Source organism: Exiguobacterium sp. s11 (genome assembly GCF_018619015.1).
Taxonomy (GTDB): domain Bacteria; phylum Bacillota; class Bacilli; order Exiguobacteriales; family Exiguobacteriaceae; genus Exiguobacterium_A; species Exiguobacterium_A indicum.
Genome location: NZ_JACSNF010000002.1, coordinates 151978 through 165874, shown reverse-complemented (window position 1 = coordinate 165874; position 13897 = coordinate 151978). Strand labels below are relative to the sequence as shown.

13 protein-coding genes are annotated in these 13897 nt (G+C 46.8%); 1 reads left to right on the top strand and 12 read right to left on the bottom strand.

Going from position 1 to position 13897, the window contains the following annotated elements; all coding sequences use genetic code 11:
• Window positions 1-33: 33 nt before the first annotated feature.
• The 6 genes from KNQ12_RS08480 to rpsU all read right to left on the bottom strand — a co-directional run bounded on the left by KNQ12_RS08480 (window position 34) and on the right by rpsU (window position 3967).
• Complete coding sequence (locus KNQ12_RS08480; protein ID WP_023467492.1) at window positions 34-996, bottom strand: PhoH family protein; 963 nt, start codon at window positions 994-996, stop codon at window positions 34-36.
• A gap of 171 nt (window positions 997-1167) precedes the next feature.
• Window positions 1168-1638, bottom strand: coding sequence for a hypothetical protein (locus KNQ12_RS08475; protein WP_023467490.1), 471 nt, complete (start codon window positions 1636-1638; stop codon window positions 1168-1170).
• Between the two features lie 13 nt (window positions 1639-1651).
• Window positions 1652-2635: a flotillin-like protein FloA gene (gene floA, locus KNQ12_RS08470; RefSeq protein WP_023467489.1), complete on the bottom strand. Its 984-nt coding sequence runs from the start codon at window positions 2633-2635 to the stop codon at window positions 1652-1654.
• A complete protein-coding gene (locus tag KNQ12_RS08465) occupies window positions 2632-3153 on the bottom strand; it encodes an NfeD family protein (protein ID WP_235147624.1) in 522 nt (173 codons plus the stop codon). The genes floA and KNQ12_RS08465 overlap by 4 nt, the downstream gene beginning before the upstream one ends.
• Before the next feature lie 172 nt (window positions 3154-3325).
• Window positions 3326-3772, bottom strand: coding sequence for a GatB/YqeY domain-containing protein (locus KNQ12_RS08460; RefSeq protein ID WP_023467485.1), 447 nt, complete (start codon window positions 3770-3772; stop codon window positions 3326-3328).
• 21 nt (window positions 3773-3793) lie between these two features.
• Window positions 3794-3967: a 30S ribosomal protein S21 gene (gene rpsU, locus KNQ12_RS08455; protein ID WP_012369719.1), complete on the bottom strand. Its 174-nt coding sequence runs from the start codon at window positions 3965-3967 to the stop codon at window positions 3794-3796.
• Between the two features lie 313 nt (window positions 3968-4280).
• Here rpsU and KNQ12_RS08450 point away from each other — a divergent pair, with 313 nt between their 5' ends.
• A complete protein-coding gene (locus KNQ12_RS08450) occupies window positions 4281-5540 on the top strand; it encodes a dicarboxylate/amino acid:cation symporter (RefSeq protein WP_058265080.1) in 1260 nt (419 codons plus the stop codon).
• Window positions 5541-5609: 69 nt separating this feature from the next.
• Here the strand turns inward: KNQ12_RS08450 and pulA are convergent, their stop codons facing one another.
• From pulA to wecB, 6 genes are all read right to left on the bottom strand, one after another.
• A complete protein-coding gene (gene pulA / locus KNQ12_RS08445; protein ID WP_214747528.1) occupies window positions 5610-8522 on the bottom strand; it encodes a type I pullulanase in 2913 nt (970 codons plus the stop codon).
• Between the two features lie 228 nt (window positions 8523-8750).
• Window positions 8751-9665: an LCP family protein gene (locus KNQ12_RS08440; RefSeq protein WP_251055775.1), complete on the bottom strand. Its 915-nt coding sequence runs from the start codon at window positions 9663-9665 to the stop codon at window positions 8751-8753.
• A gap of 25 nt (window positions 9666-9690) precedes the next feature.
• A complete protein-coding gene (locus tag KNQ12_RS08435; protein WP_058265078.1) occupies window positions 9691-10866 on the bottom strand; it encodes a DHHW family protein in 1176 nt (391 codons plus the stop codon).
• Window positions 10867-10881: 15 nt separating this feature from the next.
• Window positions 10882-12270 carry an MBOAT family O-acyltransferase gene (locus KNQ12_RS08430; protein ID WP_214747522.1) on the bottom strand — a complete coding sequence of 463 codons (1389 nt, stop codon included), beginning with the start codon at window positions 12268-12270 and terminating at the stop codon, window positions 10882-10884.
• On the bottom strand, window positions 12260-12745 hold the full coding sequence (locus KNQ12_RS08425) for a hypothetical protein (protein ID WP_214747520.1): 486 nt from the start codon (window positions 12743-12745) through the stop codon (window positions 12260-12262). Before KNQ12_RS08425 ends, KNQ12_RS08430 begins: the two co-directional genes overlap by 11 nt.
• A complete protein-coding gene (wecB, locus tag KNQ12_RS08420; protein WP_214747517.1) occupies window positions 12742-13842 on the bottom strand; it encodes a non-hydrolyzing UDP-N-acetylglucosamine 2-epimerase in 1101 nt (366 codons plus the stop codon). Before wecB ends, KNQ12_RS08425 begins: the two co-directional genes overlap by 4 nt.
• Between the last annotated feature and the right edge of the window lie 55 nt (window positions 13843-13897).

Below are 13897 nucleotides of genomic sequence, written 5' to 3'. Positions count from 1 at the left end.
ATCTCCCCCTTTTCCATCTATTTTCGTAACGGCTTAGGTCAAATCCTGACTATAAGCATCAACGATTTTTCGGACAAGTGGGTGACGCACGACATCCGCTGAGCCAAAGTGCTCAAAATGAATCCCTTTGACATTGCCGAGCAAATGTAACGCTTCTTGTAGACCAGACGTTTTTCCTCGCGGAAGATCGACTTGTGTCAAATCGCCTGTGACGATCATCTTCGAATGGAATCCGAGACGCGTCAAGAACATCTTCATTTGTTCACGTGTCGTATTTTGCGCTTCATCAAGAATGACGAAGGCATGTTCAAGTGTCCGTCCACGCATGTAAGCGAGCGGCGCGATCTCGATGACGCCACGCTCAAGCAGACGAGCCGTATGTTCGACACCAAGTACGTCATGTAGCGCATCGTATAGAGGACGTAGATAGGGATCGACTTTTTCTTTCAGATCCCCTGGAAGGAATCCTAGATTTTCTCCTGCTTCTACTGCTGGACGCGTCAGGACAAGTCGTTTGACGTGACCTTCCTTTAACGCTTTTGCCGCCATCACGACAGCAAGATACGTTTTTCCAGTTCCCGCTGGTCCAATACCAAATGTCAAATCACAGCGGTCGATTCCCCGAACGTAACGTGCTTGACCGAGTGTCTTTGCACGAAGTGGTTTTCCTTTATGATTCGTATGAATGACCGTATCGTAAAGTTCCAGTAGTTCATCCACCCGATCTTGACGTGCCAGTTGAATGGCGCTCGTCGCGTCACGCTCCGTCAAAACAGCTCCACGATTCACAAGTTGTTTCAAGACGCCTACGACCTGTCCTGCTAAGATTACAGACTGCTCCTGTTCGGATTGTGCCAACAGCTCATCTCCTCGATGCGTAAGCTGAACGTCAAGTTCTGCTTCCATCGTACGTAAGACTGCATCATTCGGACCGACGAATGCTTGAATCTGTTCTGAATTCGAAAATGCAAATGGGATTCTTTCGTTGAATATCACGTTGTGAATGGCCTCCTAGTCATGGATAACAAGTTGTCATCGCTTCATATCTAATCTCTTCCACTTTAGCACTTCCGCCGAAAAGATGGAAAGAAAAACCCGTTCCCACCTTTTGGGAAATAAAAAGAGTCGATCCTACGCGTTTCGTAGGATCGACTCACTGTCTAATCATCATCGTTTTCGTTTTGAAACGGGTGCACCCAGAACCTCACTCCAGACGATGGCACGACGCATTTCATCCTGTGAGAGTCTCGTCGCTGATGCTGAACGACTCGACGTTCCAATAGCACCGTCTGCGACGCTATCTTTGATTTCACCGATCGTTGAAGAGGACATCCCTTTTTTCGAATGTTGTTTCTGACGCTGGTCCAAACGTTGTTGCAATTCCGTTCGTTCATGAACGGGTCGCGCTTTTGTTTGCGTTACCCCCGGTTGTTTCTTCGCGGGTGCTTTTTTACGAACGACAGGTGGAGGTACCATCTCTTGTCGCGCCGTATCGACCTGTTCGGTTATTTGTTTCACATAGTCGCCGAACTCCTTTGAAGGTGTCCGGTTCGTCTGCTTCGGTTTTTTATCCGCTGCTTTTGAGATGACGGAGATGACACCGAATGCGATCATCAATCCGACCCATATGATATCCATACCGTCTCACCCTTTATTGTGAGTCATTTGGTGATGATTGCCCACCGATTGCTTGACGCATTTTCGTATCTGCCGTCACGTTCAAGTAGTTTGCATAATCCATGACGCCAAAGTTACCGTCACGCATCGCTTCAGCGATCGCAAGCGGCACTTCCGCTTCAGCAGCGACAACCTTCGCACGCATCTCTTCAACACGTGATTTCATCTCTTGTTCACTTGCGATCGCCATTGCGCGACGTTCTTCCGCTTTTGCTTGCGCAATGTTCTTATCTGCTTCTGCTTGATCCGTCTGCAGAACCGCACCGATATTCTTACCGATATCAATGTCCGCGATATCAATCGAGAGAATCTCGAACGCCGTACCCGAATCGAGTCCTTTCGCAAGAACCGTCCGTGAGATCATCTCTGGATTCTCAAGTACTTCTTTTTGGTCATTACACGAACCAATGGTTGAGATGACACCCTCACCAACACGTGCGATGACCGTTTCTTCCCCAGCACCACCGACGAGACGATCAATGTTCGCACGTACCGTGATCCGGGCTTTCGCTTTTACTTCAATCCCGTTCATTGCCACACCGGCGATAAATGGTGTTTCGATGACTTTCGGGTTAACCGACATTTGAACAGCTTCCAGAACGTTACGACCAGCAAGATCAATCGCTGCTGCGCGTTCGAAGCTCAACTCGATATTCGCACGGTGTGCTGCAATCAAGGCATTGACGACGCGGTCAACGTTACCACCGGCAAGGAAGTGACTTTCCAGTTGATTCGTATTCAAGTTCAATCCCGCTTTAACTGCCTTAATCAACGGATTGACGATTTTAGATGGTGTCACTCGACGTAGTCGCATCCCGACTAATGTAAAGATCGATACACGTACGCCTGCTGCGAGCGAGCTGATCCAAAGTGGGATCGGAACGAGCGTGAAGAAGATGGCGAGGAAAATTAAAATTCCTCCAGATATGAGTAATACGGTCAATAGTTCAGGTGTCATGTGTGGGACTCCTCCTTCGTATGTTGGACTCTAACAATGACGCGTCCATGCGTCACTTCTTTTACGACGATTGTTTCCCCCGCTTGAATGAAGGTCCCTTCCGTTACGGCATCAATTCGATTCCCATCGATTTCAATCGTTCCTGATGGACGAAGAGGCGTCAAACTGACTCCTTCTTGTCCTAACAGTTGTACTTTGTCTTGATGGGAGAGATAGCCTTTTTCAGACGATGTCGAATCCGTCAAAATCAAACCGCGCCATAGTAACGACTGATTTGATTTAATTCTGCGATACGCCCAGTATCCGGCCGCAAGCGATAGAAATACAGCAAGTCCGATTGCGATACCGACTTGACCAACTGTAGCGCCTGCCATGATCAGACTAGCAAGGACCGCACCGATTCCGAGGACTCCAAAGATTCCGAACCCTGTGACGAATATTTCGACCAGTAACATGAGGACCCCAATCATGAAGACCGCCAAAATCATTCCTAAGCTAAACGTCATGCGTACGTTCACCCCTTTTTCATTCGTGTCAGAAGCTGCTTCTTTTGCACTTTGATTCGTTACTATAATTATATACGCTTTCAAAACAAAAAAGGTTTCATGACTATTCTGAATTCATATAAGAAACTTTTAATTGTGACAGGAACGACAAAAAAGGTGCCCCGAAGGACACCTTTTTCATGTATTAAGCGAGCCGTTGTTTGACGAGTCGATTAATTAACGCACCGTCTGCCTTGCCTTTAAGCTGTGGCATGACGATACCCATTACTTTCCCCATATCTGAAGGAGCAGAGGCACCCGTCTGCGCAATAGCTGCGTCGACGATTTCCTGTACTTCTTCCTCGGAAAGCTGTTTTGGCATATAAGCTTCGAGCACGACAATCTCTGCTTGAATTTTCTCGACGAGATCGTGACGACCAGCGCTTTCGAATTCTCGGAGGGAGTCGTTGCGCTGCTTCATTTCACGTGAAAGAATTGTTAATTCTTCCTCGTCTGTCAATTCTTGCTTACCGAGTTTGATCGTTTCATTTTGCAGCGATGATTTCACCATCCGAATCGTCGTAAGACGATCTTTTTCACGTAGACGCATGGCTTCTTTCATATCCGCTGTCAAACGCTCCTGAAGACTCATGAGGATACACCCTCTCTAACGTTAGAACTTCTTACGCTTACGCGCAGCCTCCGATTTAAGCTTACGTTTTACACTTGGCTTTTCGTAGTGTTTACGTTTACGAACTTCTGCAAGCGTACCATCTTTTGAAACACCACGTTTGAAGCGACGAAGTGCGTCTTCAAGTGATTCATTTTTACGTACACGAGTTTCCACTAGTTTTCCCTCCCTCCGATATTACCGACTAAAGGAAACGTGTCAGACACGTCATACAACATTATAGTAGGAATATACAATTTGGTCAACAGTTGATTCTAGCGACTTTTCTGCATCCTACGCTGTTCCTTTTTGTTCCTTTCTATCCTCTCATGGTTACATCCGTTTGACAACAAAATCTAGTCATTCCTGCATCAAAATCCAGAAACTTTTTTGTAAGCGTTATCACGTGTTTTTTAAAATGTTTTGTCAAAAAGGGTGATGATGTGTCAAAATATAGACAATTATCAAATAAAGGAGTGTGACATCACTTATGAAAGAAGCAAAGCGCATCATCTGGGGATTGATTCTCGGGGTGATCCTCGGAATCATTCTTGCTAGCTTACCGGATAAGTCGATTTATGAGGGATTGAATAAATATGCTTTACAACCCATCGGGACGATCTTCCTGAACTTGATTAAGATGCTCGTCGTACCGATCGTCTTCTTCTCGATCGCCCTCGGCGTCATGGGTCTTGGTAATCCAAAAGAGCTTGGTCGTGTCGGCGGAAAGGCAATTGGCTACTTCATGACGACGACGGCTGTCGCGATTGTCATTGCTCTCGGTTTGTCATTATTGATCAAGCCGGGTACGTTCGGTAACTTCGAGACGCAAGGTCTTGAATATGATAACGGAAATCTACCAGATACGAGCATTATCAATACAATCGTCGGTATGTTCCCGACGAACCCGATCACGTCGATGGCAGAAGGTAATATGCTGCAAATCATCGTCTTTAGTGTCTTTATCGGTTTTGGAATCACGTTCCTCGGTCAAAAAGTCTCAACGTTACGGACATTCATCGAGCAGGGTAATGATTTAATGACGTACTTGATCACGCTTGTCATGAAGATGGCACCGCTTGGAGCATTCGCCCTAATCGCATCAGCAGTTGGTTCACAAGGACTTAATTCCCTAAAGGCGATGGGGCTTTATATGGGTGTCGTCATCTTGTCACTATTCGTCCATTCCGTATTGACGTATGGTTCGACCGTTTCACTTCTTGGGAAGATGAACCCGTTCTTCTTCTTTAAGAAATTCGCACCTGTCATGCTGTTCGCTTTCTCGACGTCTTCGTCGAACGCAACACTTCCTGTTGCGATGCAAACGGCTCAAAAAGAGTTGAAGGTTCCGCGCTCCGTCTCAAGTTTCGTCCAGCCTCTCGGTGCGACGATCAACATGGATGGAACAGCAATCATGCAAGGTGTCGCGACTGTCTTCATCGCGCAAGTCTACGCTGTTGATTTGACGCCAGGTCAACTTGCGACTGTCGTCCTGACAGCTGTTCTCGCCTCAGTCGGTACAGCCGGTGTACCAGGTGTCGGTCTCGTCATGTTGACGATGGTTCTTCAATCGGTCAATCTACCGGTCGAAGGAATCGCTTTAATCATCGGTGTCGATCGTCTTCTTGATATGATGCGGACAGCCGTCAACATCACTGGTGACGCAGCATGTGCCGTCATCGTCGCGAAATCGGAAGAAGGTAATCTGAAAGAAGAAGAGAACGAAGAAACGGATGAGCGTTACGCTTGATTGCATCTTTCTCGACTGACGAAAAGGACGTTCCGCCAACCGGCGGAACGTCCTTTTTTATCTGTTCATTTATTTTGATAAGACGAATGAGCTAAGTCCTTCGACACGAACCGCACCTGATACGTTACGGATTGCTCTGGTTCCTGCTTGTTTACCGTCTACAAGCAGCTTCCATTTTCCTTTTGGTAACTTCATGTCGACTGCTTTTCGATTTGCATTGTGAATGACATAGAGATCCTCTTTTTGTTTCGGCGCAGCATCATCTAGTCGATACGCGATGACTTGAGCCGGTGCTGCTTCAAACGTCAGGTAACGACGAATGTCTTTTGCTGTTGCTAAATGAAGTACTGGATTCTTTTTGCGTAACTCGATCAATCCTGTCATATAATCAACGTCTTGTTGACGGTCCATCTTCCGTTTCCAGTCGAGCTGGTTGACAGAATCCGGTGATTTATATGAGTTATGGTCGCCGCCCTTCGTCCGCATGAAATCCTGTCCTGCATGGATGAACGTTGTTCCTTGAGACGTCAACAAGATACTTGAAGCCAAACGATGCATCTTTGTCTTCGTTGCGTCATTGTCTTTCGGATTCGTCAGGTTCAACTTATCCCAGAGCGTATGGTTATCATGTGCTTCAACGTAAGTGATCGCTTGATCTGGTTCTTGCGTAAATCCTTGAATCTCTTTGTTATAAGCAATCTCTCCGACGATTCCGCGTTTGATGCGCGTTTCAAGACCCGTTGCTCCGTTAATGAAACCAGCATCTGAATCGATGAAGACGCTACCTTTGAGCGCATCGCGTAGGTTGTCATTGAAATGTCCGATTCCTGGCATTTGTTTTGTATTCGTTTGGTTGGCCTTCTCTGAATCTGGAAGCGGTGTTCCAAGGCTCCACCCTTCTCCGAATACGAGAATCGACGGATCAATTCGTTTTGTCGCCTGTTTGACAGCATTCATCGTCTTGACATCATGAATGCCCATTAAGTCAAATCGGAATCCGTCCCAGTGGTATTCTTTCGCCCAGTAAGAGACAGAATCAACGATCAATTTGTGCATCATTTGACGCTCAGACGCTGTATCGTTTCCGACACCCGTTCCGTTCGCTAAATCGCCGCCTTCTGTATAACGGTAGTAATAACCAGGAACGATTTTATCAAGGTTTGATGCCTTTGCGTCAAACATGTGGTTGTAGACGACATCCATGACAGCACGAAGTCCATTGTCATGTAGCCCTTGAATCATCTGCTTCATTTCCTTGATTCGGACTTTTGGATCATAGGGGTTTGTCGCATACGATCCTTCTGGTGCGTTATAGTTCTTTGGATCATAACCCCAGTTATACGATTTAAGCGGGTTCGTCTCATCGACGGAAGCTGTGTTGAAATCATAGACTGGAATGAACTGAATGTGCGTGATGCCAAGTTCCTTCAGATGATCAAGTCCCGTCTTCGTCTTCGTTTTCTTACCATCCTTCGTTAAACGTGTACCTGGCTCGATGACGCCGAGATACTTCCCTTTTTGTTTGATACCTGAATCGTAACCCGAGTTCGTCACATCAAACACCGATAAATCACGGACGTGTGATTCATAGATGATCGCATCTGTCGCATGGCGAAGTGGCATTTTTCCATTTGTCCAGCGTTTTGGATCCGTCTCGCGTAAGTCGACGACGACACCTTGGTCGCCATTGACGGCGACTGCTGTCGCATACGGATCAACCGCACGCGTCGATTCTTTGGCATGTTTGACTTCGTATGTGTATCCAACACCGTCAAGATCGCCCTTGACCGTCACTTGATACACACCACGATCCGTTCGTTCCATCTTGATTTCGCGCGTGATATCTTTTGTCGTAGCAGCTTGTTGCTTTGGTAAGCGATACAATTCGAGCTCGACCGCTTGTGCTGTCGGTGCCCAAACTTTAAACGTCGTCTTTGACTTTTGATAGTCGACACCGAGTTTTCCATCGTAGGCATACTTTTGGTCGAATGCTTTCGAACGGAGCACTTTACCCGCTTCAAGGACTGCTTCTCCAAAAACAGGATGAGACGCTCGGACGACTTTTGCTAAATCGATATCTGAAGTGACTTCGACTTTTACCGTTTTGGCATCGATTGCTGACACGGCTGGATTCGTCACGCCTTCAAACGTAAATGCCTTTACGTCTTCTTCCGTCAACGGTGCATTCGTTTTTAATGTCATCGTCCGGAAGTCATCTGCTAAAAAGCTTGTGATTTTCGGTGTGCGATCGATTTCCGGTTTGCTGTAGTATACCGTCTGATCCCCTTCAATCAACCAGATGTCTTTCGCCCCTGCATAAAAGAAACGATCAGCTCCGTCTTTTTCCGACCATCCTTCAAGATGAGGAATGACGCCTGCAAGACGTGCTTTCGTCGGATTATCGAGTGTTACCTTGGCAACGGCACCGAACTCATCTTGCTTGTCAAACTCGAATCGCTTGCCATCTTGCTCTTCCGGCCAAGACCAAACGCCATACTTTTCATAATCATTGTCATACCGGTAATAGTGGATGTTCGTGTCGATATTTTCGACATCTGCTCCATTGCTTGGATTGACTGTCGAGATGTTCTTACTTCCCGACTCGATCCAGATTTCAGCAACACCATTTTTAATCATGTCTTTCGTAATGAAGCGATCATTCTCAGATCCCCCATCTTTGTTCCAGTTATCATCTCGAACGATAAAGCCGATTTTTTCCGGCTGATCAACTGGGAATTCATAAGCTGCGATTTTTCCGTAAGCATCCTCGCCGTTAAAAGCGTGAGCTTCATTCGGAAAATAATCCGGTCCATTTGCCCATAACCACAGATTCCAATCCTTCGTGGTATTCGGGTCTGCCTTGTAGTGAATGATGACCAATGTCGACTTCCCTTTTTCCAGTGCTTGACCAGATAAAGAGAGTCCACTAAATATCAGTGCAAACGTTAGCGCAACGATACAAACGAATCTCATGCGTTTCATACGGTAGCCATCTCCTTTTGGTATGTAATCGTTTTCATTTTGCATCCGTTTACAAGTCCTGTCAAAGCCTATTTCATCGGTTTGGTCGAAAATAAGACTTTTGAACCAAGCACTTTTTTTCAAAAAGAATGGGGAGTTACATCAGAGGAAGACAGAAAAAAAGCGTCTCCACAATCATGTGCTAGAGACGCTCATCCTGATTTGTCTGATGGTACTACTAGTTATAGCTTACGATTGTGCAAGAAGTTTAGCGATTGTCTGCTTCGTCTGTTCCATTGATTCGTCCGATGCAAAGAAATACCAGACACCATCACTTGCGATATATCCTTCTCCCTCGATTTTCAGCGGCTTTAATTGTTCGAACCCCCGCTGATTTTCCTGCGCTAGTTGCGCTGCGACATCGAGTCCAATATTCGTCGTAAAGTTGTTTTTCATGACGTCCGTAATCTTTTCGAGTTGCGTCAACAACTGTGGTCCAGCAAGCTTCATTCCGACGGCTTCTAGCACTTGACGCTGACGAATTTGTCGTCCCATATCGCCGAGTGGATCTTGCTTTCGCATCCGAGCGTAACCACTCGCTTCAAGACCCGTCAGATGAATTTTCCCTTTCTCATACTCCTTTTGAAGACGACGGTCGTTCCAACTGAAGGCAGATGGATTGTCGACCGTGACACCCCCAACAGCATCGACCAACTCAATCAATCCATCCATGTTGATTTTCGCATAATAAGGAATATCGGTCTCAAACGTCTGCTCCACCGTCTCGACTGTCTCTTTCACCCCCCCATAGGCATAGGTATGATTGATTTTAGTCTTTTCGCCAGACGGCACGGTTACCTGCATATCTCTTGGAATGGACAGGGAAGTCGCTTGTCTTGTTTTTGGATTGAATGAAAGAAGCATGATGGCATCGGCACGTCCTTTATCGTTTTTCCGTTCATCCACGCCCAGTAATAAGACATTGACCGGCTTCATCGATTCGAGTGGCTTCGGCCGCTCTCCATCTAACGGTGTTAAGAACGCGTCTGCCGTTTGCTTCACTTTTAAAAAAGCTAAACCAGCTGATGTACTAGCAATCAGAACGAACCCTAGTAGGAGCGCACTCAATACGCGCCAAACAAGGCGTGGTTTTCTTTTCGCCATTCGGGATCTCATGTCATGAACTCCTTCATAGTGTGTTTTCATACGTCTTCATCAATCCAGCAATGTTCGAATTATGCAGGAACAATACGGAATCGACTTGTTTTTGTTTAGCGAACTGCGAGACGTCGAATGATTTTGGCACATAACGAACGTCGACGACTTCCAGATTGGCACTTTTAGCAAGGAACGGTAAGACGGGATTCGCGAATGAATCCTTTAAGACGAGAATCGTTGGGCGATCATTCTTCGTCTGCTCCTTCATCGACATGATGCCGTGATTCCCGCGCAAGAATACTTCATACCGATCGACGTAATCTCCCTCCTGCTGAACGAAGGATTCATCAATGACTGGGCGATCGCATGCCCCGTCGTAACAGACATCGATCCCTTTAAAGAATGCTGGTCCATAATAAGCTAACTGATCACCGGACGTCGCGTACGCAAGCGTCGTCTTTCGCGCTAATGAACCATAATAGGCATGCTCATCCTCTTTACGATCTGCTTTTGATGGTGTGACCGGTTGCAAGCCCATCCCCTTCGTAATCGTCTGGTATGCTGACGCTGCCCCGTCGATATTCCAGTGATGGTCCGTCTTGAAGTAGTCCGTTAGTTTTAATTGATCAAGTGACAAATTCGTCATCCCGGCAGCCTTGAAGTCACGAATCATTCCTGCGTAACGTGTCCGTGCATTCGAAGCAACATACGATGGGATCAACTGATCGCGTTCAGCAATGACCGTCTTCGATGGAGCTAGCGCCATATATACGGGTCGATCGACTTCTTGCACGAATTGCTGAAACGCGTTTGGGATCTGGACTTGAGTCGAGGCACTCGGTTCGATCATATAGCCATTTTTAGCTGTATAGATTCCATTACGAAATGGCTGTCTGAAGACATCCTTCGATAGTAGCGCTTGCATCTCAACGAACGTTCCCCGCAAAAGTAGTTGATCCGTGAAATACGTCTCCATCTTCAGCATGTCTTTTCCAGTCGCGATTCCTTCGATCGTCGGATTGACCGATTGTGCGAGTGTACGGTTTTCTAACTGGGAACGCACACGATCCTCTCGGACGATCGTTCCGATACCAATCGTTAACAAGATGAGTAAAAAACTAATCGTCGTCACCCACATCATGATCCGTTCAAAAGAAGTCGTCCGTTTTTGTCCCTGCTTATTTTCTGTTTCAAGTGGCTGTGCCATCAGTAGACCTCCTTTTTAGAAGCGGAAATAGATGAATGGGTTAAACGTACTTGCAACAAGTGCTGATGTCGCCAAAAATAGTAGCAACATCGCATACCCATACTGCATCGTCGTACCAATTCTTCCGAGTGACACGACTAATCGCTCTCCGATGATTTTCGGAATCGGTGTCGCTGCGATACACGCGACAAGCAATAGAACACCATTTTGGACAAGCTGGTAGCTCGCGCGTTCATCCCAGATTACATCTGGTACGAACATCGCTTGAATGTACGTAACGGCTTCTGGGAACGTCTCGGAACGGAAGAATACCCAACCGACCAACACGAGTACGAGTGTCCAAACGGTCGAGAAGACTGGCATTTTCTCCAACCATTTCCCGAGAAATGCTTTCTCGAGCATGATCCAGATTCCGTAATACGCTCCCCACGCGACAAACGTCCAACTCGCACCATGCCAAAGACCTGTCAGCATCCAGACAATTGCTAAGTTGCGATACTGTAACCATGGTGAGACACGATTTCCACCAAGCGGGATGTAGACATAATCCCGGAACCACGATCCAAGCGAAATATGCCAACGACGCCAAAATTCAGAAACTGACTTTGAAATGTAGGGATAGTTAAAATTCTCAAGAAAATGAAATCCGAACATTAAAGCTAGTCCAATCGCCATATCACTGTATCCCGAAAAATCGAAATAGATTTGTAAGGCGTAGGCGATGATGCCGATCCAAGCAAGCCCCATCGAAAGATCTTTCATATTGAAGATGGCATCCGCGACCTGACCACATCCATTGGCAAGAATCAGTTTTTTAGCTAAGCCGATCGTAAACCGACGAACCCCTCGGGCAAAATCGGAAACCGTCTCTTCTCGTGACTCGATTTGGCTCGCAATCGTGTGATAGCGAACGATCGGACCCGCGACGAGTTGGGGAAAGAACGCGATATAAAGGGCGAGGTCAAGCGGATTCTTTTGCACCGCTTCCTTCCCTTTGTAGATGTCGATGACATAACTCATCGCATGAAACGTATAGAACGAGATCCCGAGTGGCAAGACGACTTCTGGTACGAACAATCCTAATCCGAATGTCTCGTTGACTGAACGAACAAAAAATCCGCTGTACTTGAACCAGCCGAGTAACCCCAGATTGACTACGATCATGCTGAACATGATCCATTTGACGCCAATTCGGTGTCGATACAGATCGACGAACAAGGCGAAGAAGTAGTTGATTGTGACGCTCAGTAGCATCAGCAATGCAAAACGCGGTTCTCCGAACGCATAAAAGAATAGACTCGTCACTAATAACCAGCCATTTCGGAAGCTGCGTGGGAGTAGGTAATAGACGATCAACACAGTCGGTAAGAACAGAAATAAGAATATCGTCGAACTAAATAGCATACGTCGCTTCCTCCCCTGCCGTGACATGTTGCACAATCTGAATGTCCCGGAGATGGACCCGGAAGCTCCCCTCTTGCAAGAACTTCCATGCCACCTTGAAATACTTCGCTCCTGTTACTCGTTTCATCTGTACATGAACGACTGTCGCATTCGTCAATGTGACGGTTTCCGTTTCCGATCCCATCCGTTTTTTCTGTCCATATTGCATCTTGAATAACTGAACGACACATGGTGCATCGACTTCGAAATGACAGGTCACCTCGATGAGATCTCCTGTAATCGTTGCGTCTGATCGGTATAACTTTGAAGGCGGATGTTGAAATCCTTGATCAAACAACTGAATGTACAATTTGTCGTCTGCCGTCGCTTCTTGAAAATCAAAATAGACACCATCTGTAGCATCCTCAAGCAAGATTTTTTCCTGCGTTCCGAATGGAAAGAATTGATAAATCGCCGGAGGAATACGTTGACTCATACAGGTACCTCACTCATGATGGCATCGACGATTCGCTCCGCCGCTTGTCCATCGCCATAAGGATTCGCCGCTTGTGCCATCGATTGATAGAACACCTGATCCGTCAACAATTGATGACTCATCGTATAAATCATCTCTGGATTCGTCCCGACGAGCTTCAACGTTCCAGCTTCGACCCCTTCTGGACGCTCTGTCGTCTCCCGTAAGACAAGGACAGGCACGCCGAGCGAAGGTGCTTCCTCTTGAATCCCACCTGAGTCGGTCAGAATGAAGGATGCCCGAGCCGCAAGATTATGGAAGTCAAAGACATCAAGCGGTTCGATCAATTGAATCCGCGGATGATGCTCCAAGCGAGCTGCCTCTTCTAGTACGACCGGATTCGGATGAACCGGATAGACGATTTCGATTTCTGGATGATCATTTGCTAACCGTTCGATCGCCTCAAAAATCGTTGCCAGTTGTAAATGATTCTCACGGCGGTGAACCGTCAAAAGAACGAGTTTTCGTCCCGACTTCTCTAGGCGCGATAGGACAGGATGCGTATATGTCGGTGATACAGTCGTCTTCAACGCATCGATGACCGTATTACCGGTTACGATGATTGGTGTCTGCTTGTTCTCAGCACGTAAGTTCATTGCAGCCTGTTCAGTCGGTGCAAAATGATAATCCGCCAACACACCTGTCAATTGACGATTCATCTCTTCTGGGAACGGCGCATACTTTTCATATGTCCGTAGTCCTGCTTCCACATGACCGACTGGAATCTGTTGATAGAACGCCGCTAAAGAAGCAGCGAACGTCGTCGTCGTATCCCCATGGACAAGGACGAGATCCGGCTGTTCCTTTTCGAGGACGCGACGCATCGCGTTTAAAATACGCGCCGTCATTTCCTCTAACGTCTGACGCGGACGCATCAAATCCAAGTCATGGTCCGGAGTGATTTCGAATAGTTCAAGGACCTGATCGAGCATCTCTCGGTGTTGTGCTGTAACGACGACGATTGGTTCGACGTCCTGACGATTTTCAAGTGCTTTGACGACCGGCGCCATTTTGATCGCCTCTGGTCGTGTTCCGAATACAAGCATGACACGTTTCATTTACTTCATCCCCTATCTCATTTCATGACGATTGTTCAATCGTCTCGCCCATCAT

Excerpts from the sequence above, each read along its gene's own strand:
- KNQ12_RS08430 (WP_214747522.1), bottom strand. The coding sequence starts at position 12,270 with ATGCTATTTAGTTCGACGATATTCTTATTTCTGTTCTTACCGACTGTG.
- KNQ12_RS08440 (WP_251055775.1), bottom strand. The coding sequence starts at position 9,665 with ATGGCGAAAAGAAAACCACGCCTTGTTTGGCGCGTATTGAGTGCGCTC.
- KNQ12_RS08460 (WP_023467485.1), bottom strand. The coding sequence starts at position 3,772 with ATGAGTCTTCAGGAGCGTTTGACAGCGGATATGAAAGAAGCCATGCGT.
- pulA (WP_214747528.1), bottom strand. The coding sequence starts at position 8,522 with ATGAAACGCATGAGATTCGTTTGTATCGTTGCGCTAACGTTTGCACTG.
- KNQ12_RS08475 (WP_023467490.1), bottom strand. The coding sequence starts at position 1,638 with ATGGATATCATATGGGTCGGATTGATGATCGCATTCGGTGTCATCTCC.
- KNQ12_RS08435 (WP_058265078.1), bottom strand. The coding sequence starts at position 10,866 with ATGGCACAGCCACTTGAAACAGAAAATAAGCAGGGACAAAAACGGACG.
- floA (WP_023467489.1), bottom strand. The coding sequence starts at position 2,635 with ATGACACCTGAACTATTGACCGTATTACTCATATCTGGAGGAATTTTA.
- KNQ12_RS08425 (WP_214747520.1), bottom strand. The coding sequence starts at position 12,745 with ATGAGTCAACGTATTCCTCCGGCGATTTATCAATTCTTTCCATTCGGA.
- KNQ12_RS08450 (WP_058265080.1), top strand. The coding sequence starts at position 4,281 with ATGAAAGAAGCAAAGCGCATCATCTGGGGATTGATTCTCGGGGTGATC.
- wecB (WP_214747517.1), bottom strand. The coding sequence starts at position 13,842 with ATGAAACGTGTCATGCTTGTATTCGGAACACGACCAGAGGCGATCAAA.